Origin of the sequence: Paracoccus panacisoli (assembly GCF_042435015.1) — a bacterium.
Classification (GTDB): domain Bacteria; phylum Pseudomonadota; class Alphaproteobacteria; order Rhodobacterales; family Rhodobacteraceae; genus Paracoccus; species Paracoccus panacisoli.
On record NZ_JBHMQU010000037.1, the window covers coordinates 42,684 to 61,434 of the forward strand.

Below are 18,751 nucleotides of genomic sequence, written 5' to 3' on the forward strand. Positions count from 1 at the left end.
TGACGGGGCCACGCAACCTCGAGAGGCTACGATGCTCACCCTCTACCACGCCCCGAACTCGCGCTCGACCTCGGTCGTGCAGCTCCTCCACGAACTCGGCATCACCGACCAAGTGACGGTGCGCGAGGTCACCATCCCGCGCCAGGACGGCAGCGGCGGGCGCGACCCGGCCAATCCCCACCCTGAGGGCAAGGTGCCCTATCTGACCGACGGCACCGACCAGGTGCGCGAGCGCGGGGCGATCATCCTGTATCTCGCCGACCGCTTCCCGGCCGCGGGGATCGGCCGCCCGGTCGGCGACCCGCAGCGCGGCGAGCTGCTGTCGTGGCTCTTCTGGTATCAGGGCGTGTTTGAGCCGCTGGCGATCCTGCACTGGGCGGGCATCGACCACCCGGCGATCACCGCCAGCCTGCGCGACTTTGACACCGCGATCCGGCGGCTTGATGAGGTTCTGGGCCGCCAGCCCTATCTGCTGGGCGCAGGCTTCAGCGCCGCCGACCTGCTCTGCGCGGCGCCGTTCGCGTGGTTCGGCGACCGGCTGCCCGCGACCCCAGCGATCCGCGACTGGGCGGCGCGCTGTCAGGACCGCCCGTCGGTCCGTGCGGTGGGCGAGCGCTGAGCGGCGGGCGGCACCCGCGCCAGCTGCACCATCAGGATGCCGGCCGCGACGATGAGCGAGCCGATCACGTCCGACCAGCCGAAGCGCTCGCCCAGCGCGAGCGCTGCGATCGTGACCCCCAGCGGCGGCGACAGGAAATGGAACGCCGCCGCCCGCACCGCCCCGATCCGGGTGACCAGCCGGAACCAGATGAAGGTCGCCAGAATCCCGGGAATGAAGATCGAGAACGCCAGCGCGCCCACCAGCCGCGGCGTCCACCGCACCGGTTCGCCCCATTCCAGCAGCAGCGACGGAAGGGCCAGCGCCACCGCGCCGACCGCCATCTGCCAGCCGACGATGGCCATCAGGTTCGACCCGCCGCCGGTGCCACGCACCACCAGCGTGGCCACGGTCAGCGCCACCACCGCGACGAGGCACATGGCGACCCCCACGAGGTCGAGCCCGTGGCGCAGCCGCACGCTCATGATGACAACGACGCCCGTCACCCCCAGCAGCAGGCCGAGGGCCGCCTGCGGGCGCAGCGGCTCGCGCCCCGCGGCCCAGCCGAAGAACGCCACCAGCAGCGGCATCATCGAGGCGATGATCGCGGCGGCGGACGCCTCGACCCGCTGCATCGCCATCCAGTTGAGCCCGAGGTAGAGGGCGTTCTGGCAGAGGCCGAAGATCACCACCGTCCGCGCCTCGTCCCGCGTCAGGCGCAGCGACTGGCCCATCGCCCGCGCGAGCCCGAGCGCGATCACCGCCGAGATGGCGAAGCGGACCACCAGCGCGAACAGCGGCGGCATCTCGACCACGACGATCCGCGTCGCGGTGAAGGCCGAGGCCCAGATCGCCGCGAAGGCGAGGCCCATGAGGACGGACTTCAGGTCCATGCGGTCTCCTCGCCCTCGGCGAGGCGGCGGCGGGCCTCGGCCAGATCCTCGGGGGTGTTGATGTTGAAGAAGGGGTCGGCGCCCGCAAAGGCGACGCGGGCGGCGCCGAGCGCCTCCATCACGCTGCGCATCCGCCGCTCGCCCTGCAGCAGCGCGTCGCGCAGGGGCGCGCGCAGGGAGGTGTCCCAGGCGGCGAAGGCGGGGTGGTCGCGGCCCGCGTGGGTGGCGAGTGCCACGGGCGCCGGATCGGCGGCCAGCCGGGCGGCGAGGTCCGGGGGGAAGAACGGCGTGTCCCCGGCCGCGGTGACGACCCGGGCGTGCCCCTGAGCCGCCGCCCAGTCGAGCGCGGCGAGGACGCCGGCCAGAGGGCCGGGAAAGTCGGGCAGCGAATCGGGAAGGATCGGCAGGCCGAAGGCGGCGAGGCGCGCGGGGTCTCCGTTCGCGCTGATCGCCTGCGCGCAGCCCAGCCGGGCGAGGACATGGGCGAGAATCGGCCGCCCGCCGAGATCGAGCAGCGGCTTGTCGCCGCCCCCCATCCGCTGCGCGCGCCCCCCGGCCAGCACGACGCCGACCGGCGCGCCCCGGTCGGGCGCGGCGTCAGGCTGGGCAGGGGTAGAGGTCGGGTGCATGGGCGGCACCATGCGTTGCGCCCAAGGCCGCCGCAAGCGCCCCGCCCTCGGTGCGCCCCCTCCGGTGGGCGCCCCACGCTCGCCCGTCGGTTGCGCGCCGCCGCGACGGATCACCTGCGGCGGTCGGCTGCGGCAATGCTGTCCTTTACGCCGGCGGGGGCGAGCCGCTAGGGTGGTGCCATGCTCGGCTATGTGATCCACGAGGACCGCGGGGACCCCAACGCGCGCATGGCCGAGATCGCCATGTCGCTGATGGCGGACGGATTCCGGCTGGCCGGGGCGGTGCAGGCGAACCTCGACCCCCGCCACCGCCACGAGTGCGACGTCGAGCTGACGATCCTCGGCGCCTCGAGCGCGCCGCTGCGGATCTCGCAGTCGCTGGGGCGCGGCTCGCACGGCTGTCGGCTGGACAGCGACGCGCTTGAACGGGCGGTGGCGATGGTGGCGGCGCGGCTGACCCGGACGACTGACCTGCTGATCATCAACAAGTTCGGCAAGCAGGAGGCCTCGGGCCGCGGTTTCCGCGACCTGATCGGGCTGGCGCTGTCCGAGGGCGTGCCGGTGCTGACCGCGGTGCCGCCCGCCTATCTGCCCGCGTTCCTCGAGTTTGCCGACGGCATGGCCGTGCGCCTCGACTGGGACGGGGCGACCGACTGGGCCCGCGGAAAGCGCCCGGCCGCCGCATGAGCGCCCCTGACGAGGCCGACACCGCGACCGACGCGGTGACCGAGATCGACGCCCGCCACCTGCTCTGCCCCCTGCCCGTCCTACGGCTGCGCAAGGCGCTGCTGCCGCTGCCCCCCGGCGCCCGCGTGGCGCTGGTGGCGACCGACCCGGCGGCGGTGCTGGACGTGCCGCATTTCTGCGCCGAGGGCGGGCACCGGCTGCTCGACACTACCTCACTCCCCGACGGCGCGCGGCGCTATCTGGTGCAGCGCGGCTGAGACCCCGACCTTGCGCCCGCGCGCGCAGAGTGGTTCTGTCCCCGGCGGGAGGCGGATCGAGGGGGGACGCCCATGCTGGCGATCTTTCTCAAGACGCTGCCGTTCTTCGCGCTGATCGGCACCGGCTGGCTGGCCGGGCGGCTGCGGCTCTTTTCGGCCGAGGCGACCGCGGCGCTGACCAACTTCGTCTTCTACTTCGCGCTGTCGGCGATGCTGTTCGGCTTTGCCGCGCGGCTCGACCTCGGCGCGCTCTTCGACCTGCGCTTCGTGCTGGCCTATCTCGCCGGGTCGCTGGCCGTCTGGGCGGTGGTCTTCGCCGTCGCCCGCAGCCGCGGCAGCGGGGCGGCCGAGGCGGCGATGCTGGCCCACACCGGGATGATCGGGAACACCGGCTTCCTGGGCGTGCCGATGCTGGTGGTGATCCTGGGCGAGGTCGCCATCGGCCCGGTGCTGATGGTCCTGACGCTGGACATGCTGGTGTTTTCCACCCTCATCACCCTGATCATCGCGGCCGTGCGGCACGGGCGCATCGGCCCCTCGACGCTCAGGCCGGTGCTGCGCGGGATCGTCGCCAACCCGATGATCGTGGCGATGCTCGCGGGCCTCGCCTGGGCGGGGCTCGACCTGCCGCTGCCCGCGCCCGCGGCCGAGTTCCTCTCGCTGCTGGGCGCCGCCGCCACCCCCGGCGCGCTCTTTGCCATCGGCGCCTCGCTGGCGCTGCGCCCGGCCCGGCGCGTCGGCCCGGCGCTGGCGCTGAGCGGGGTCAAGCTGGTCCTGCACCCGCTGGCCGTCGGCCTCGCGGCGCTGGCGTTCGCCGTCGATCCGGTCGCGGCCGGTGTCATGGTCGCCGCCGCCGCGCTGCCGGTGGCGGGCAACGTCTACATCCTCGCCCACCACTTCGGCATCGCCGAGGAACGGGTGTCGGCGGCGATCCTGATCTCGACCGCGCTCAGCGTGGCGACCCTTCCCTTTGTCATCCACCTGATCCCGAAAGGCTGATCCATGAAGAAGATCTCGCAACTCTCGCTCGAGAACGTGGTGCTGGACGTGGACGAGGACGGCATCGCCACCGTCACGCTGAACCGCCCCGCCAAGCGCAACGCGCTGGACGCGGCCACCATCGACGAGCTGATCGAGGTCTTCGCCACCCTGCCCCGCGCCGGCGTGCGTGCCTGCGTGCTGCGCGGCGAGGGCACGCATTTCAGCGCCGGGCTGGACCTGGTGGAGCACTACCACGCGGACCGCTCGGCCGCCGATTTCATGCACGTCTGCCTGCGCTGGCACGAGGCGTTCAACAAGATGGAGTACGGCGGCGTGCCGGTGATCGCGGCGCTGAAAGGCGCGGTGGTGGGCGGCGGGCTGGAGCTTGCTTCGGCCGCCCATATCCGGGTCGCCGACGAGACCACCTATTTCGGCCTGCCAGAGGGGCAGCGCGGCCTCTTCACCGGCGGCGGGGCGACGATCCGGGTGGCCGACCTGATCGGCAAGGCGCGGATGATCGACATGATGCTGTCCGGGCGCCTCTATCGCGGGCAAGAGGCGGTGGACGTGGGGCTGGCGCAGTATCTGGTCGAGGACTCCGAGGCCAAGGCCTATGAGATCGCGCGGGCGGCGGCGCAGAACCCGCCGCTCTCGAACTTCGCCATCTGCTCGGCGATCAGCCACATGCAGAACATGAGCGCGCTGGACGCAGCCTACGCCGAGGCGGTCGTCGCGGGCGTGGTCAACACGCAGGAGGCCGCGAAGGCCCGGCTCGAGGCGTTTGCCAAGGGAACCGCGGCGAAGGTGAAGCCGGAATGAGCGACCCGGTCGAGCAGATCACGGACTGGGACGACGCCTACGCCAACGTCGCCCACATCCCCGGCGGCGAGGGCTTCGCCCCGCGGTGGGAGGGTGAGGCCGAGGCGTTCCGCGCCGCACACCCGCCCGAGGCGGTGGGCCACGGCGAGCTTTACCTTCCCGCCGGCACGCCCAAGGGCCTCGCCGTGTTCATCCACGGCGGCTACTGGCTGCGGTTCGGGCCGCGCTGGTTCTCGCACCACGCGGGCGGCGCGCTCGCGCGGGGCTGGGCGGTGCTGCTGCCCGGCTATCCGCTCGCGCCCGAGGCCGGGCTGCGGCAGATGCGCGACGCGGTGGCGGCCGAGATCGACGCGGCGGCCGAGCGGGTCGCGGGGCCGATCAGCCTCAGCGGCCATTCGGCGGGCGGGCATCTGGCGGCGCGGATGATCTGCGAGGACAGCCCGCTCAAGGCGCTGGACCGGGTGGCGCGCTGCCTGCCGATCTCGGGGCTCTTCGACCTGCGGCCGTTGCAGCTTACGGCGATGGCGGGCGACCTCGGGCTCGACGACGCAACCGCAGCGGCGGAAAGCCCGCTCTTCCACGCGCCCGCGCCGCATGTCGATCTGCACGTTTGGGTCGGCGCCGACGAGCGCCCGGTCTTCCTGCGCCAGTCCCATCTCATCGCCGACGCCTGGTCCGGGATGCCGCGCACGACGCGCCTGACGGTGGAACCGGGCCGGCACCACATGGACGTGATCGCCGGGCTGACCGAGGCCGACGCGCCGCTGACCGAGGCGCTGGTGGGGGCGCTCTAGGAACCGGCGCGAGTGCCGGAGGGGGCTGTCTGCCCCCTGCGCGCGTTCCGCGCTCCCCCCCGAGGATATTTGAAACCGCCTGAGTGGCCGATCCCTGCGCGGATCGGACAAGCCCCCCTCGGGCTGGACCCAAATATCCCGCGGGGGTCCGGGGGCGCGAAGCCCCCGGCCTTCCTTCTCAGGCCTCCTGCGCGCCCGGCGCCAGATCGCCGTCCTCGTCCGCCTGATGCGCCCCCGGCCCGCGGGCGGCGCGGATCGAGTCCTCGAGCAGCCCCAGCGCCTCGTCGAACACCGCGTCCGGCACCGTCAGCGGCGGCAGGAAGCGGATCACGTTGCCGTAGACGCCGCAGGTCAGCAGGATCAGGCCGCGCTTCAGCGCCTCTTCCCGCACCTTGTTGGTGAACTCGGGCGAGGGCGTGTCGGTGCCCGCGACGTTGAACTCGACCGCGTTCATCAGGCCGGGGCCGCGGATGTCGATGATCTCGGGCACGTCGTCGCGCAGGCTGGCGAGCCGCTGCTTGAGGCGCTGGCCCAGGCGCTCGGCGCGCTCGGACAGGCCCTCCTCCTCGATCACGTCGAGGACGGCGTGGGCGGCCGCGACCCCCAGCGGGTTGCCGGCGTAGGTGCCGCCCAGGCCCCCGGGGTTCGGCGCGTCCATTACCTCGGCGCGGCCGGTGACGGCCGAGATCGGCAGGCCGCCGCCCAGCCCCTTGGCCATGGTGGTGATGTCGGCGGCGACGCCGTGATGCTCCATCGCGAACAGCTTGCCGGTGCGGGCGAAGCCGGTCTGCACCTCATCGGCGATCAGCAGCATCCCGTGCTCGTCGCAAAGGCTCCGCAGTTTCTGCATGAAGCCCGCGGGGACCGGGTAGAACCCGCCCTCGCCCTGCACCGGCTCGACGATGATCGCGGCGACGCGCCTGGGGTCCACGTCGGCCTTGAACAGCTTGTCGAGCGCCGCAAGCGCGTCGTCCTGGCTGACCCCATGCAGGTCGTTCGGGAACGGCAGGTGATAGACGTCGGGCATCATCGCCCCGAACCCGGCCTTGTAGGGCTGGACCTTGCCGGTCAGCGTCATGCCCATGAAGGTGCGGCCGTGGAAGGCGCCGGTGAAGGCCACGATGGCGCTGAGCCCGGTGGCATAGCGGGCGATCTTGACGGCGTTCTCGACCGCCTCGGCGCCGGTAGTGGCGAAGATGGTCTTCTTCTCGAAGTCGCCGGGCACGAGCCGGTTCAGCCGCTCGGCGAGCGCCACGTAGTTCTCGTACGGCACGACCTGGTGGCAGGTGTGGGTGAAGCGGTCGAGCTGGTCCTTGACGGCCTGGATGACCTTCGGGTGGCGGTGGCCGGTGTTCACGACCGCGATGCCGGCGGCGAAGTCGATGTAGCGCTTGCCGTCCTTGTCCCAGATTTCCGCGTTCTCGGCGCGGTCGGCGTAGATCTGGGTGGTCATCCCCACGCCGCGCGAGATGGCGGCGTTCTTGCGGTCGGTCATCGTGGTCATCTGGCGGTCCCCCTCGCGGCTCGCGCGCCCCGGAACGGGCGCCGGGGCGCAATCTAGCCGCCCCGCCGAGGGGGGACAATCGCCCCGCCCCCGGCGTTCTGACGCACCGTGCCAACGGAACGCCCGGCAGGGCGGCACGGGCGACTGCACGGGGACCGCTTTACCTGCGCGCAGGCGCAGGGCAGCATGGCCGCACCCCTGTCCCAGCCAAGGCGCCGCCATGCGACTGCCCATCCCGCTCGTCCTCATCCTGCCGCTGCTGGCCGCCTGCGCGCCGACCGACCCCGCCGTGCCGACCGGCGGCCCCGAAGCCTGGCGGGTGCTGTCGGTGGGCGAGGCGCGCCCGCCGCAGGGCACCTCGCCGGTGATCCGGTTCGAGCCGGGCGGCCGCGTCAGCGGCACCGGCGCCTGCAACGGGTTCTTCGGTCCCGGCCAAATCACGCCGCCGGTCCGCATCGGCCCGCTGGGCGCCACGCTGATGGCCTGTGCGCCCGCGGCGATGGAGTTCGACGCCCTGCTGCACGCGGCCCTCGGCCGGGTGGACGGCGCGGCCCCGCAGCCGGGCGGGCAGCTCGACCTGACCGCGGCGGGGCGGCCCGTCGTCCGCCTCGGGCCCGCGCCTGCGCCCTGACCTCGCCGGGCCGGGACCGCGGCCCCGGGCTTGACGCCAGCCGCGCGGCGGTGCCCGATCACGCCGCGCGGGCACCGGACCGCAACCTTGCCGCCCCGCCCGCGTTCGCCCTGCACCCGTCAGCCCAAGGCCCTCCATGTTCCCGATCCGCGACCACAACCCCTCCGAGACGACGCCCTACGTCACCATCGGGCTGATCTTCGTTAACGTGGTGATGTTCCTGCTCACCATGCCCTGGGGCGGCGGGATGGAGGGGCTGTGGGAGGATCTGGCCCTCTACCCCGTGGCCGTCACCAACGGCGCGCATCTGTGGGGCCTCGTCACCCATATGTTCCTGCACGCGGGGCTGCTGCACATCGCGGGCAACATGCTGTTCCTGTGGATCTTCGGTGACAATCTCGAGGACCAGATGGGTCACTTCGGGTTCCTCGCCTTCTACCTTGCCTGCGGGCTGGCGGCGGCGGGGTTCCAGATCGCCGCCGACCCGTCCGAGGGCATCCCGATGGTCGGCGCCTCGGGCGCCATCGCCGGGGTGATGGGGGGGTATCTGCTGCTCTTTCCCAAGGCCAAGGTGGACGTGGTGGCGATCATCATCATCCTGATCAAGGTGTTCACCATCCCCGCCTGGGTGATGCTGGCGGTCTGGTTCGGGGTGCAGGTGTTCTCGGGCTACGCCATGCACGGGGGCGAGGCCGGGGTGGCCTATTGGGCGCACGCCGGGGGCTTTGCCGCGGGCCTCGTGCTGACGCTGCCGCTGTTCTTCCGCCGCGGCGGGACTGCCTTCTGGGCGGTCACGCGGGGGCGGCCGCCGCACCTGCCGCTCGACTACGCCCCGACGCGCATCCCGCAGGTGCGCCGCTAGGCCAGCACGCCGCGGCTCATGTGGCGCTTGCCGGCGAAGCCCGGCGCGCGGCTGACCGCGAACCCGGCCTCGGCCAGCGCGCGGCGGACGTGGCCTGCGGCGGTGTAGGTGGCGAAGCTGCCGCCGGGGGCGGTGTGGCGCGCGACCTGCGCCATCAGGTCGGGGCCCCACAGTTCGGGGTTCCGGGCCGGCGAGAACCCGTCAAGGAACCACGCATCCGCCCGCCCGTCCCACGCCGCCAGCGTCTCGCGCGCGTCGCCCACGATGACCGTCGCCGTCACCGACCCCACGGTGAAGCTCGGCTGCCCCCAGCCCGCCCGCAGTTGGGCCGAGAGCGGCGCGAGGGCGGGGAAGGCCGCGTGGGCGCGGGCAAGGTCGGCCTCTGACAGCGGGAACGCCTCGAAGCTGGTGAAGCGGACCGGGACGCGCGCCACCTCGGCCAGCGCGAGCAGGTTCAGCCCGGTGCCGAACCCCGTCTCGGCAACGTGAAAGCCGGGCACCAGCCGTGCCGGCAGGTCGTTGCCCGAAAGGAACACGTGACGCGTCTCGTCCAACCCGCCGGCGAGGCTGAAGAACGGGTCGTCGAAGCGGCGCGAGACGGGGATCTCGCCCGCCTGCGTCGCCCGCCAGTCGAGGCCAGATTCCTCGCCAGATTCCTCGCCCGTCTGGTCGCCCGATTGCTCGCTGGGGGTCATCCGCGCTACTCCTGCCGCCTTGGGCGGCATTGGCGGGGACGCGCGGCGGTGGCAAGCGGGATCACGTTGGGCGAGATCACGGTGGTGGGCGGCGGCATCTTCGGCCTCGCCTGCGCGTGGGAGCTGGCGCGCCGTGGCGCGCGGGTGCGGCTGATCGAGGCCGACCGGCTCGGCGCGGGCTCCTCGGGCGGGACGGTGGGGGCGCTCGCGCCCCATGTGCCCGAGCCGTGGAACGACAAGAAGGCGCTGCAACGCGACGCGCTGGTGGCCGCCGAGGGCTGGTGGGCCGAGGTCGCCGCCGCGGGCGGGGTCGATCCGGGTTACGGCCGCACCGGCCGGCTGCAGCCGCTGGTCGAGGGGCCGGCGCTGGACGACCGCATCGCCGCAGCCAGGGCGCGCTGGCGCGGGTTCGCGATGTGGCGCGAGGGGGCGCCGCAGGGGCCGCTGGTTCCTGAGAGCGCGACCGGATGGCTCGCCGACGACATCACCGCGCGGATCGCGCCGCGGCGGGCGCTGGCGGCGCTGGCGGCGGCAATCCGGGCGGCGGGGGGCGAGATCGTCGAGGGCGCGGGCGCGCAGCATCCCGACCGGCTCGACGCAGGCGGCGGCCCGGTGATCTGGGCCACGGGCGCGCCGGGGCTCGCGGACCTCTCGGCCGATCTGGGGCGGCCGATGGGAAACGGGGTCAAGGGGCAGTCGGCGCTGCTGGGCTTCGCCGCGCCCGGCGCGCCGCAGGTCTTCGCGGACGGGCTGCACATCGTGCCCCACGCCGACGGCACCGTGGCCATCGGCTCGACGAGCGAGCGGGACGCGGTGACCCCCGGCCCCGACGCGCAGCTTGATGCGCTGATCGCCAGGGCGGTGGCGATCTGCCCGGCGCTGGCGGGGGCCGAGGTGATCGACCGCTGGGCGGGCGTGCGGCCGCGCGCCCTCTCGCGCGCGCCGCTGGTGGGCGCGTGGCCGGGGCGGCCGGGGTATTTCATCGCCAACGGCGGGTTCAAGATCGGCTTTGCGATGGCCCCGCCGGTGGCCGGGATGCTGGCCGACCTGCTGCTGACCGGCGCGGACCGCATCCCCGCCGGGTTCCGCCCCGATTAGCGCCCCGATTAGCGCCCCGCCTAGCGCATCGCGCGGCGGCGGGCGTCGGCGGCGACGTTGCGCTTGAGCTCCATCAGCGCGATCCGGCGTTGCAGGGCGCGGCGCTCGGCCTCGTCCTCGATCTGGTCCAGCACCGCCCGCTGCGCCTCGATTTCGCGGGCGAGCGTCACCTCGGGCGGCAGGAAACCGCCGTCGGCCATCATCCGGTGCAGCACATCGTCGGCGCTTTCGCGCAGTCGCTCGGGGTCGAGCGGACGCCCCTCGCCGGCCAGACCCGACAGCTTGCCCTCGGCCGCCGCCTTGTCGATGGCCCGCTGGGCGATCCGCTCGAACCAGTGCATCAGAAGGCGGAGAGCTGCGCGACGGCGGCGTTGAGGCGGGCGATTTCTTCGTCCAGATCGGCGAGCTTGGCGCGGGTCTCTTCGATCACCTCGGGGTCGGCGTTCTCGACGAACTTCGGGTTGCCAAGCCGCCCGCGCAGCCCGCCCGCGTCCTTCGCGGCCTTCTCGGCGGCCTTCCTGAGCCGCGCGGTCTCGGCGGCGGCGTCGATCACCTCGCCGATGGGCAGGGCGAAGGAGGCGCCGGGTGCCGCGACCGCGATCATCCCGCGGCCGGGCGCGCCGTCGCGGGCCGGGTTCACCCGCGCCAGCCGCTCGATCAGCGGGGCGTTGGCGGAAAGCGCGGCGCGGGCCGCGGCATCGGCCTCGGTCACGATCAGGTCGAGCTTGGCGCCCGCCGGCACCCCCATCTGCGCCCGGGCTGAGCGCAGCGCCTCGATCAGCCCGATGACCCAGTTCATCTGCCGGTCGGCGTCGGCGTCGATCAGCTCGGCCCCGTACTCCGGCCAGTCGCCGTGCACGAGCATCCGGTCGCGGGTGCCGGTCAGGGCCCAGATGTCCTCGGTGACGAAAGGCATCACCGGGTGCAGCAGCGTCACCGCCTGGTCGACCACCCAGGCCATCGTGGCGCGGGTTTCCTCGGCATGCTCGCCGTCGAAGAGCGGCTTCGCGAACTCGACATACCAGTCGCAGAGCTTGCCCCAGACGAAGGCGTAGAGCCCCTGCGCCGCGTCGTTGAAGCGATAGGCCGCCAGCGCCTCGTCAAAGGCGAGGCGGGCGCGCGCCGTCTCGCCCATGATCCAGCGGTTGACGGTGTGCCGGGGCGTGGGCGTGCCCGCGCGGGGGGCGGCAAAGACGCCGTTCATCTCGGCAAACCGCGTCGCGTTCCAGATCTTCGTGACGAAGTTGCGGTTCGCCTCGACGTGCTTGGGCCCCAGCTTCGGGTCGCGGCCCATCGCCGCCATCGAGGTCAGCGTGAACCGCAGCGCGTCGGCGCCGTAGTCGTCGATCAGCGTCAGCGGGTCGATCACGTTGCCCTTGGACTTGGACATCTTGGCGCCCTTTTCGTCGCGCACCAGCCCGTGGACGTAGACGGTGCGGAACGGCACCTCGCCGGTCAGCTCAAGCTGCATCATCATCATCCGGGCGACCCAGAAGAAGATGATGTCGAACCCGGTGATCAGCGTGTCGGTCGGGAAATAGCGGCGCAGCTCGGGCGTGTCGTCGGGCCAGCCGAGCGTCCCGACGGGCCAGAGGCCGGACGAGAACCAGGTGTCGAGCACGTCCGGGTCGCGCCAGACCGGATAGACGAGTCGGGTCGGGTCGCGGTCGATCTCGTATTCGCCCAAGCCCAGCGCGAAGGCGTGGACCGCTGCCGCGCGGTCTGCGACCTCGATCACCCGCGCGCCGTGCAGCGGGGCGGGCAGCCCGGCCAGCACGTCGTCGAAGCGCGGCGCGACCTCGGCGAAGCTCGCGGCGCAGTGCTGGACCTCGCCCGGGCGCACCAGCCGGTCCTCGTTCAGCAGGCGGAACATCTCGGACGGGTCGATGGCGCTGTCGCCCTCGTCGTCGTGATAGGTCTCGGCGCCGAGGCTGAGGCCATACCACACCGGGATCTGGTGCCCCCACCAGAGCTGGCGGCTGATCGTCCACGGCTCGATGTTCTCGAGCCAGTGGAAATAGACCTTCTCATGCTGCTCGGGGATGATCCGGGTGCGCCCGTCCCGCACCGCATCGATGGCGGGCTGGACGATCCGGGCGGTGTCCACGAACCACTGGTCGGTCAGCATCGGCTCGATCACCACGCCCGAGCGGTCGCCGAAGGGCTGCATGATCTTCTTCTGCTCGACGTAGGGCGCGCCCTCGGCGTCGGTGACGGCCAGACCCTCGGCGTTGATCTCCTCGACCACCAGCTTGCGGGCCGCGTAGCGGTCGAGGCCGCGCAGATGCTCGGGGACGAGGTTCACCTCGGTCACGTCGCCCACCTCCTCGCCGCGGGCGGCGCGGGTGGCGATGGCGGCGCTGTCGGCATAGGACAGCCCGTCGTCGCGCATCGCCCCCTTGCCGTCCATCAACGCGTAGAGCGGGATGCCGTTGCGCTGCGCCACGCCGTAGTCGTTGAAGTCATGCGCCCCGGTGATCTTCACCGCGCCCGAGCCGAAGGTGGGGTCGGGATAGTCGTCGGTGATGATCGGGATCAGCCGGCGGTGTTCCTTCGGCCCCACCGGGATCTCGCAGAGCTTGCCCACGATCGGCGCATAGCGCGCGTCAGAGGGGTGGACGGCCACCGCGCCGTCGCCCAGCATCGTCTCGGGCCTCGTCGTCGCGATGGAGATGTAGTCGCGCGTCTCGCGCAGGGTCACGTTCCCGTCGGCGTCGCGCTCCACGTATTCGTAGGTCTCGCCGCCCGCGAGCGGATACCGGAAGTGCCACATCTGGCCGTCCACCTCGCGGTTCTCGACCTCGAGATCGGAAATCGCGGTTTCGAAATGCGGATCCCAGTTCACCAGCCGCTTGCCGCGGTAGATGATCCCCTTGTCGTAGAGCGCGACGAACACCCGGATCACCGCGTCGTGGAAGTTCCCCTCCTCCCCCGCGGGGGCGCCGGGGGCGCCGGACATGGTGAAGGCGTTGCGCGACCAGTCGAGCGAGGCGCCGAGCCGCTTCAGCTGCCCGATGATCGTGCCGCCCGACTCGGCCTTCCAGTCCCAGATCGCGCGGGTGAAGGCCTCGCGGCCGATCTCGCGCCGGTTCGGCTCGCCGCGCTCGGCCATGCGGCGCTCGACCACCATCTGGGTGGCGATGCCGGCGTGGTCCTGTCCGGGCTGCCACAGCACGTCGAAGCCGCGCATCCGGTGCCAGCGCACGAGGATGTCCTGCAGCGTGTTGTTCAGCGCGTGGCCGATGTGCAGGCTGCCGGTGACGTTCGGCGGCGGGATGACGACCGAGAACGCCGGGGCCCCCGGCCGGGCGTTGGCGCCTGCGGCAAAGGCGTTGGAGCGTTCCCACTCGGCGGCGATGCGCGCCTCGGCGGCGGGGGCGTCGAAACTCTTGTCCATGGTCATCGGTCGGCATCCTTTCGGTCGCCAACCGGATTAGCCGCTGGGGCGGGAAACGCCAAGCCGCGACGGGTGCCGCGACGGGGGTGGCGACGGCTGCGGCGTCAGGGCGCCTCGGCCGCCGCGATCCGCGCGGCGATCAGGCCGGGCAGCTCGGGGCGGGCGAGGATGGTCAGGTGCGTCGTGTCGGGCAGGATGCCGAGCCACGCGCCGGGCAGGGTGCGGGCCATGTGGACGGCGAACTCGGGCCGGATGAAGTCGCGGTCGCCGATGAGGATCAGCGTGGGCGCCGTCACCGCCGCCAGCCGCGCGTCGGGCGCCCCCCAGTCCGAGCCGATGAAGGCCGCCGTTTCCGTCATCGTCCGCGCCACCGCCGCCGCGCCGCCGGGGTTCTTGGCGGCCAGGTCCGCCGACATGGCGGCGAAGTCCGCGGGCGTCGGCAGCAGCGCCGCGACCTCGGGCGGCGGGGTGAAGCCCGGCTCGCGGTTCATCCGCACCATCTCGGGCAGGAACCCCTCGGGCTGGTGGCTGGCCGAGATCGCGGTGAGCGAGGCGACCCGCTCGGGCGCGCTCATGGCGAGGTCCAGCCCCAGCATCCCGCCCATCGAGAAGCCCACGACATGCGCCCGCGGCACCTTCAGCGCGTCCAGCACCGCCAGCGTGTCGGCGCGCATCGCGTCGAAGCTCATCGGGCCGTCGTAGTCGGCGGTGTGGCCGTGGCCCTGCTGCTCGACGCCGATCACCGGACGATCCTGCGCGAGGCCCGGGATCAGCGCGCCGAAGCTCGACTCGATGGTCATCATGCCGCCGTGCAGCACCAGTACCGGGGTCCGGCCGGTGGCGAGGTCGCCGTGGACCTCGTACCAGACGTCGTGGCCGTTCACGGCGACCGTCTCGGCCGCGGCGGGGGCGGCGAGCAGAAGGGCGGCGAAGAGGGCGGGTCTCATGACGGCTCCTTGTCCTGCGCCGTGGCAGGCGCCTCGGCGGCGGCGAAATGGGCGAGTTGGTCGGCGAGCGCCTTGCGGAACGCCGGCCGCGCCGTCATCCGCGCGACATAGTCGGACACGGCGGGATGGGGGGCGAGCTTCCCCTCGTCGCCCGCCATCCGCACCGCCTCGGTCATCAGGATGTCGGCGGCGGTGAACCGCCCCGCGGCGATGAACGCGCGGGTCGAGAGCACCGCGTCGAGCTGCGCGAGGCGCTGGGTCATCCATTCCTCCCACCGGGCGGCGCTCGCCTCGTCGCGATGGAAGAACCGGGCGACGGCCCAGCCGGTGACCGGCGGCTCGATCGAGTTCAGCGCGGCAAAGGCCCATTGCAGCACCTCGATCCGCCCGTCCTCGTCGGCGGGCATCAGGACCGGCGATTTCTCGCCCAGGTACAGGGTCATGGCGCCCGATTCGAAGATCGTCCGGTCGTCGTCCTGCAGCACCGGCACCTGGTGGAAGGGCTGGATCGCCAGATGCGCCGCGCTCTTGTCGGTCGAGGGCACCGTGGCGATGCGGTAGGGCAGCCCTGCCTCTTCGCAGGCCCAGCGGGGGCGGATGTCGCGGACATAGCCGCGCGGCATCTCGGGCACCCAGTCAAAGGTGGTGATGGTCAGCATCGCGCCTCCTCGCGCCTGTGGCGTCGTCTGGCAGGAAGTCCGAAGGGGGGCCGGGGGCGGGCTGCCCCCGGGGCGGCAGCCGCGGCCGCTGGTCAGTCGAGCGGCCCGACGACCGCGAACCACGCCCCCTGCGGGTCGGTGGCGACGGCGATGTGCATCCCGCCCGGCACCTCGTGCGGGCCGTGGTGGACCGTGCCGCCCGCGGCCTCGATCCGCGCCATCGCGGCGCGCACGGGGTCGGCGCCGAAATAGGGCAGCCACGCCGGCACCGGCGCGTTCCCGAGCCCCATCACCGCGCCGATGTCGCGGCCCTTGTGGCTGAGGATCCGGTAGGTGCCCTCCTCGCCCATGTCGAGCGTCCGGGCCTTCGTCCAGCCGAAGAGCCCGGCATAGAACCCCTCGGCCGCGGCGGGGTCCGAGCTCATCAGCTCGTTCCAGGCGCCGTGGCCGGTCTTGTCGGGATCGAAGGCGCCGGTCGTCAGCGCCTTCTTGCGCTCGGCCTCTGTCATGAGGCTCATGTCCGGCTCGAGCAGGCCGAACACCGCCCCCTGCGGGTCGGCGACCACGGCGAAGCGGCCGGTGCCGGGGATGTCGGCAGGCGCGACGAGCACGCGGCCACCCGCCGCCTCGGCCGCCGCCGCGGTCGCGTCGCAGTCGTCGGCGGCGAAATAGGTGAGCCAGTTCGGCGGCGGCGCCCCGGCCTGACCCGCGTTCGAGGTCAGCCCGGCGACCATCTCCTCCCCCGCGCGGGCGAGCAGATAGACCATCCCCTCCATCCCCGAATCGCCTATCGCCCAGCCCAGCACGTCGGCATAGAACCGCCCCGCCGCCGCGGGGTCGGTCGTGCCGAGCTCGTACCAGCAGGGATTGCCCTGAAATCCGCTCATCGCCGACCGTCCCTACGCCTCACGCGAGTCAAACAGCGGCGCGAAGCCGCCCCAGAACATCCGCTTCCCGTCGAACGGCATCTCGGGCATCGGCTGGCCGCCGGCGTCCGCCTGCATCGCGCGGGCAGCGGCGTCGCAGGTCGCGCGGTCGGGCCACTCGATCCAGGCGAAGACCGGCACTTCGCCCGCCTCGGCCTGGGTGGCGCGGTAGAAGTCGGTGGTCTTGCCGTGCGGCACGTCCTCACCCCACAGCTCGGCCTGACGCAGCGCGCCGCGGGCGCGGAACCCCTCCCACGAGGCGCGGGCCAGCGCCGCGAAGGCGTCGCGGTTGGCCTCGGGGACGGCGAGGACGAAGCCCTGCACCCAGGCGCCGGGGCGCGTCTCGCCCTCGTCCAGCACGGTCGAGAACCCGCCCCAGAACATCCGGTGGCCGTCGAAGGGCATCTCGCCCATCTCGGCACCCATCGATTCGTCGGCCATCATGTCGCCCCAGGCGGCGTCGCAGGTGGCGCGGTCGGGCCATTCGATCCACGAGAACACCACCGTCTCGTCGGGCGTGGCCTGAACCGCGCGGCGAAAGTCGGTGCGCGTGCCGTCGGGCACGTCCTCGCCCCAGGTCTCAACCATGCGCAGCGCGCCGCGGCGCTGGAAATGCGGCCAGGCGCGGGCGGCGTGGGCGCGGTAGGCCTCGCGGTTGGCGGTCGGCACGGCGGCGACTGAACCCGTGTGGTAAGACATCGCGACTCTCCCTTGTGCTTGTCCTGTCGGTGGCTGACCGGCATCACGCCGCAGCCCCGCTGGACACAGCGTGGCAGGATGCTTGCATTTTGCAACCGAAAACTTTAGTTATGAAACTGACACGGAGGCCCTGTTGGCGGAGACCCGCAAATCCTATGGCGAGGGGTGCCTCGCCGCCCACGCGCTCGACCTGATCGGCGACCGCTGGGCGCTGCTGATCGTGCGGGAGTTGATGCTCGGGCCGCGCCGCTTCGGCGCGATCAAGGCGCGGCTGCCGGGGATCGCCACCAACATGCTGACCCGGCGGCTCGCCGACCTCGAGGCCGCGGGGGTGCTGACCCACACCACCCTGCCGCCGCCCGCCGCGGTCCCGGTCTACGAGCTGACGCCGCAGGGGCTGGGCCTCTGGCCGATCCTGCGCGAGCTCTGCCGCTGGGCCGTCACCGTGCCCGGCCACGACCCGCGGCTGCCGATCAGCCCGGTGGCGCTGATGCTGTCGATGCAGACCATGCTGCGCCCCGCCCCGGGCCTGATCGCGGCGGGCTTCGGGATGGAGGACGAGAGCTTCCTCGTCACCACCGACGGCGAACGGATCGAGACGGTGCGCGCCCTCCTGCCCGCAGGCGAGATGCAGTTCGAGGCGCCGCCCAACCTGATGGCGGCGGTGATCTATGGCTCCCAGCCGCTCGCCGCGCAGATCGCCGCGGGGACGCTGCGGTTCACGGGCGACCCCGAGCGCGGGCAGGCGTTCGTGGACCGCTTCCGGCTTGGGCCGGTCTGACGTTTAACCTCAGGCTGGCGTGACCTCGACGCGCAGCCGCTGGCCCCCGAGCGGCGCGAAGGCGCGCTGGCGGCAGGTGAAGACGAGGATCTGCTGGTCCTGCGCCACCCGGTGCAGCGCCGTGAACATCGCCTCGATCCGGTCGTCGTCGCTGTGGACCAGCGCATCGTCCAGCACCACCGGCACCGGCTGGCCGCGGCGCAGGAAGAGCCGCGCAAAGGCCAGCCTCGTCAGCACCGCGAGCTGCTCGCGCGTGCCGCCCGACAGGATGTCGAGCGCCTCGTCCTGCCCGGCGCGGGTCAGCGTCGCGGGCAAGAGGCTGGTGTCGTCGAAGCCGAGTTCGGCGCCGGGGTGCAGGATGTCCAGCAGCGGCCGCAGTTCGTCCATGACCGGGCGCAGATACTGCTCGCGCGCCGCCGTGCGGGCGTCCTCGAGCGCGCGGCGCAGCCGGTCGAGCGCGCCGACCTCGCGTTCGTAGCGCGCGGCGCGGGCGGCGGCCTCTGCGGCGCGGCCGGTGATCTCGTCCAGCGCCTCCTCGATGCCCTGATCGGCCAGCGCGCCGATCGAGCCGTTGACCTCGGCCAGCTCGCGGTCGAGCCGGGTGCGCTCTTGCGCCCGACCGGCGAGGACCGAGCCGAGGCGCGCGACCTCGGCCCGCGCCGTGGCCTCGTCCGGGGCATCGGCGGCCAGCGCGGCACGCCGCGCCTCGGCGTCGGCGAGCGCCGCCTCGAGCGCCGGTTGCGCCGTGCCGAGCGTCAGCAGCCTTGCGGCCAGCGTCACAGCATCGCCGGCCTCGGCCCGGACGCGGTCGAGCGCATCCTGCGCCGCCACCGCCGCGGCCTTGGCCGAGGCGAGGTCCTCGCGCGCCTGCCCCTGCCGGGCGGTCGCCGCGCC

21 protein-coding genes are annotated in these 18,751 nt (G+C 72.9%); 10 read left to right on the plus strand and 11 right to left on the minus strand.

What is annotated here, in order from left to right:
* Positions 1-31 precede the first annotated feature (31 nt).
* Positions 32-619 (plus strand): glutathione S-transferase family protein, encoded by a 588-nt coding sequence (locus ACFHYO_RS08720; RefSeq protein ID WP_394319768.1) that lies wholly within the window; start codon positions 32-34, stop codon positions 617-619.
* Here the strand turns inward: ACFHYO_RS08720 and ACFHYO_RS08725 are convergent.
* Complete coding sequence (locus tag ACFHYO_RS08725) at positions 580-1,491, minus strand: DMT family transporter (protein WP_036699945.1); 912 nt, start codon at positions 1,489-1,491, stop codon at positions 580-582. The two genes, ACFHYO_RS08720 and ACFHYO_RS08725, sit on opposite strands and share 40 nt — an antisense overlap.
* Entirely contained in the window at positions 1,482-2,120 is a 639-nt protein-coding gene (mobA, locus tag ACFHYO_RS08730) for a molybdenum cofactor guanylyltransferase MobA (RefSeq protein ID WP_394319770.1), read from the minus strand. Before mobA ends, ACFHYO_RS08725 begins: the two co-directional genes overlap by 10 nt.
* Before the next feature lie 180 nt (positions 2,121-2,300).
* Between mobA and ACFHYO_RS08735 the strand changes: the two genes are divergently transcribed.
* The 5 genes from ACFHYO_RS08735 to ACFHYO_RS08755 all read left to right on the plus strand — a co-directional run bounded on the left by ACFHYO_RS08735 (position 2,301) and on the right by ACFHYO_RS08755 (position 5,658).
* Positions 2,301-2,807, plus strand: a complete 507-nt coding sequence (locus ACFHYO_RS08735) for a DUF2478 domain-containing protein (protein WP_036699943.1) — start codon at positions 2,301-2,303, stop codon at positions 2,805-2,807.
* Positions 2,804-3,064 (plus strand): sulfurtransferase TusA family protein, encoded by a 261-nt coding sequence (locus ACFHYO_RS08740; RefSeq protein WP_394319772.1) that lies wholly within the window; start codon positions 2,804-2,806, stop codon positions 3,062-3,064. Before ACFHYO_RS08735 ends, ACFHYO_RS08740 begins: the two co-directional genes overlap by 4 nt.
* Before the next feature lie 72 nt (positions 3,065-3,136).
* A complete protein-coding gene (locus tag ACFHYO_RS08745; protein ID WP_394319774.1) occupies positions 3,137-4,063 on the plus strand; it encodes an AEC family transporter in 927 nt (308 codons plus the stop codon).
* A gap of 3 nt (positions 4,064-4,066) precedes the next feature.
* Entirely contained in the window at positions 4,067-4,864 is a 798-nt protein-coding gene (locus ACFHYO_RS08750) for a crotonase/enoyl-CoA hydratase family protein (protein ID WP_036699939.1), read from the plus strand.
* Complete coding sequence (locus ACFHYO_RS08755; protein WP_394319776.1) at positions 4,861-5,658, plus strand: hormone-sensitive lipase; 798 nt, start codon at positions 4,861-4,863, stop codon at positions 5,656-5,658. Before ACFHYO_RS08750 ends, ACFHYO_RS08755 begins: the two co-directional genes overlap by 4 nt.
* A gap of 178 nt (positions 5,659-5,836) precedes the next feature.
* Here ACFHYO_RS08755 and ACFHYO_RS08760 read toward each other — a convergent pair whose 3' ends face one another.
* Positions 5,837-7,162, minus strand: a complete 1,326-nt coding sequence (locus ACFHYO_RS08760) for a 4-aminobutyrate--2-oxoglutarate transaminase (RefSeq protein WP_394319778.1) — start codon at positions 7,160-7,162, stop codon at positions 5,837-5,839.
* 220 nt (positions 7,163-7,382) lie between these two features.
* On the opposite strand from ACFHYO_RS08760, the gene ACFHYO_RS08765 reads away from it, so the two are divergent.
* The gene (locus ACFHYO_RS08765; protein WP_394319780.1) at positions 7,383-7,793 is read left to right on the plus strand and encodes an META domain-containing protein; all 411 of its coding nucleotides are present in this window, start codon (positions 7,383-7,385) and stop codon (positions 7,791-7,793) included.
* 136 nt (positions 7,794-7,929) lie between these two features.
* Positions 7,930-8,655, plus strand: coding sequence for a rhomboid family intramembrane serine protease (locus ACFHYO_RS08770; RefSeq protein ID WP_036699934.1), 726 nt, complete (start codon positions 7,930-7,932; stop codon positions 8,653-8,655).
* Here the strand turns inward: ACFHYO_RS08770 and mnmC2 are convergent.
* Entirely contained in the window at positions 8,652-9,350 is a 699-nt protein-coding gene (gene mnmC2, locus ACFHYO_RS08775) for a tRNA (5-methylaminomethyl-2-thiouridine)(34)-methyltransferase MnmC2 (protein ID WP_052174834.1), read from the minus strand. The genes ACFHYO_RS08770 and mnmC2 overlap by 4 nt on opposite strands.
* Positions 9,351-9,410: 60 nt before the next feature.
* Between mnmC2 and ACFHYO_RS08780 the strand changes: the two genes are divergently transcribed.
* Positions 9,411-10,448 (plus strand): NAD(P)/FAD-dependent oxidoreductase, encoded by a 1,038-nt coding sequence (locus ACFHYO_RS08780; protein ID WP_394319798.1) that lies wholly within the window; start codon positions 9,411-9,413, stop codon positions 10,446-10,448.
* A gap of 20 nt (positions 10,449-10,468) precedes the next feature.
* On the opposite strand, the gene ACFHYO_RS08785 is transcribed toward ACFHYO_RS08780, so the two are convergent.
* From ACFHYO_RS08785 to ACFHYO_RS08810, 6 genes are all read right to left on the minus strand, one after another.
* Positions 10,469-10,789, minus strand: coding sequence for a DnaJ family domain-containing protein (locus ACFHYO_RS08785; RefSeq protein WP_036699930.1), 321 nt, complete (start codon positions 10,787-10,789; stop codon positions 10,469-10,471).
* On the minus strand, positions 10,789-13,851 hold the full coding sequence (locus ACFHYO_RS08790; RefSeq protein ID WP_394319783.1) for a valine--tRNA ligase: 3,063 nt from the start codon (positions 13,849-13,851) through the stop codon (positions 10,789-10,791). The genes ACFHYO_RS08785 and ACFHYO_RS08790 overlap by 1 nt, the downstream gene beginning before the upstream one ends.
* A gap of 98 nt (positions 13,852-13,949) precedes the next feature.
* A complete protein-coding gene (locus ACFHYO_RS08795; RefSeq protein ID WP_394319784.1) occupies positions 13,950-14,792 on the minus strand; it encodes an alpha/beta fold hydrolase in 843 nt (280 codons plus the stop codon).
* The gene (locus ACFHYO_RS08800; RefSeq protein ID WP_394319786.1) at positions 14,789-15,451 is read right to left on the minus strand and encodes a glutathione S-transferase family protein; all 663 of its coding nucleotides are present in this window, start codon (positions 15,449-15,451) and stop codon (positions 14,789-14,791) included. The genes ACFHYO_RS08795 and ACFHYO_RS08800 overlap by 4 nt, the downstream gene beginning before the upstream one ends.
* 92 nt (positions 15,452-15,543) lie before the next feature.
* Positions 15,544-16,338 carry a VOC family protein gene (locus ACFHYO_RS08805; RefSeq protein WP_394319788.1) on the minus strand — a complete coding sequence of 265 codons (795 nt, stop codon included), beginning with the start codon at positions 16,336-16,338 and terminating at the stop codon, positions 15,544-15,546.
* A 12-nt stretch (positions 16,339-16,350) separates the two neighbouring features.
* The gene (locus ACFHYO_RS08810) at positions 16,351-17,076 is read right to left on the minus strand and encodes a DUF1428 domain-containing protein (RefSeq protein ID WP_394319789.1); all 726 of its coding nucleotides are present in this window, start codon (positions 17,074-17,076) and stop codon (positions 16,351-16,353) included.
* Positions 17,077-17,209: 133 nt separating this feature from the next.
* On the opposite strand from ACFHYO_RS08810, the gene ACFHYO_RS08815 reads away from it, so the two are divergent.
* Positions 17,210-17,857, plus strand: a complete 648-nt coding sequence (locus tag ACFHYO_RS08815; protein ID WP_394319791.1) for a winged helix-turn-helix transcriptional regulator — start codon at positions 17,210-17,212, stop codon at positions 17,855-17,857.
* A gap of 9 nt (positions 17,858-17,866) precedes the next feature.
* Here the strand turns inward: ACFHYO_RS08815 and ACFHYO_RS08820 are convergent.
* Positions 17,867-18,751 (minus strand): ATP-binding protein (locus ACFHYO_RS08820; RefSeq protein WP_394319792.1); only part of this gene is annotated, 885 nt, incomplete at its 5' end.

Bases quoted from the DNA above. Each gene is read 5' to 3' on its own strand.
- ACFHYO_RS08720 (WP_394319768.1), top strand. From the start codon at position 32: ATGCTCACCCTCTACCACGCCCCGAACTCGCGCTCGACCTCGGTCGTG.
- ACFHYO_RS08725 (WP_036699945.1), bottom strand. From the start codon at position 1,491: ATGGACCTGAAGTCCGTCCTCATGGGCCTCGCCTTCGCGGCGATCTGG.
- mobA (WP_394319770.1), bottom strand. From the start codon at position 2,120: ATGCACCCGACCTCTACCCCTGCCCAGCCTGACGCCGCGCCCGACCGG.
- ACFHYO_RS08735 (WP_036699943.1), top strand. From the start codon at position 2,301: ATGCTCGGCTATGTGATCCACGAGGACCGCGGGGACCCCAACGCGCGC.
- ACFHYO_RS08740 (WP_394319772.1), top strand. From the start codon at position 2,804: ATGAGCGCCCCTGACGAGGCCGACACCGCGACCGACGCGGTGACCGAG.
- ACFHYO_RS08745 (WP_394319774.1), top strand. From the start codon at position 3,137: ATGCTGGCGATCTTTCTCAAGACGCTGCCGTTCTTCGCGCTGATCGGC.
- ACFHYO_RS08750 (WP_036699939.1), top strand. From the start codon at position 4,067: ATGAAGAAGATCTCGCAACTCTCGCTCGAGAACGTGGTGCTGGACGTG.
- ACFHYO_RS08755 (WP_394319776.1), top strand. From the start codon at position 4,861: ATGAGCGACCCGGTCGAGCAGATCACGGACTGGGACGACGCCTACGCC.
- ACFHYO_RS08760 (WP_394319778.1), bottom strand. From the start codon at position 7,162: ATGACCACGATGACCGACCGCAAGAACGCCGCCATCTCGCGCGGCGTG.
- ACFHYO_RS08765 (WP_394319780.1), top strand. From the start codon at position 7,383: ATGCGACTGCCCATCCCGCTCGTCCTCATCCTGCCGCTGCTGGCCGCC.
- ACFHYO_RS08770 (WP_036699934.1), top strand. From the start codon at position 7,930: ATGTTCCCGATCCGCGACCACAACCCCTCCGAGACGACGCCCTACGTC.
- mnmC2 (WP_052174834.1), bottom strand. From the start codon at position 9,350: ATGACCCCCAGCGAGCAATCGGGCGACCAGACGGGCGAGGAATCTGGC.
- ACFHYO_RS08785 (WP_036699930.1), bottom strand. From the start codon at position 10,789: ATGCACTGGTTCGAGCGGATCGCCCAGCGGGCCATCGACAAGGCGGCG.
- ACFHYO_RS08790 (WP_394319783.1), bottom strand. From the start codon at position 13,851: ATGACCATGGACAAGAGTTTCGACGCCCCCGCCGCCGAGGCGCGCATC.
- ACFHYO_RS08795 (WP_394319784.1), bottom strand. From the start codon at position 14,792: ATGAGACCCGCCCTCTTCGCCGCCCTTCTGCTCGCCGCCCCCGCCGCG.
- ACFHYO_RS08800 (WP_394319786.1), bottom strand. From the start codon at position 15,451: ATGCTGACCATCACCACCTTTGACTGGGTGCCCGAGATGCCGCGCGGC.
- ACFHYO_RS08805 (WP_394319788.1), bottom strand. From the start codon at position 16,338: ATGAGCGGATTTCAGGGCAATCCCTGCTGGTACGAGCTCGGCACGACC.
- ACFHYO_RS08810 (WP_394319789.1), bottom strand. From the start codon at position 17,076: ATGTCTTACCACACGGGTTCAGTCGCCGCCGTGCCGACCGCCAACCGC.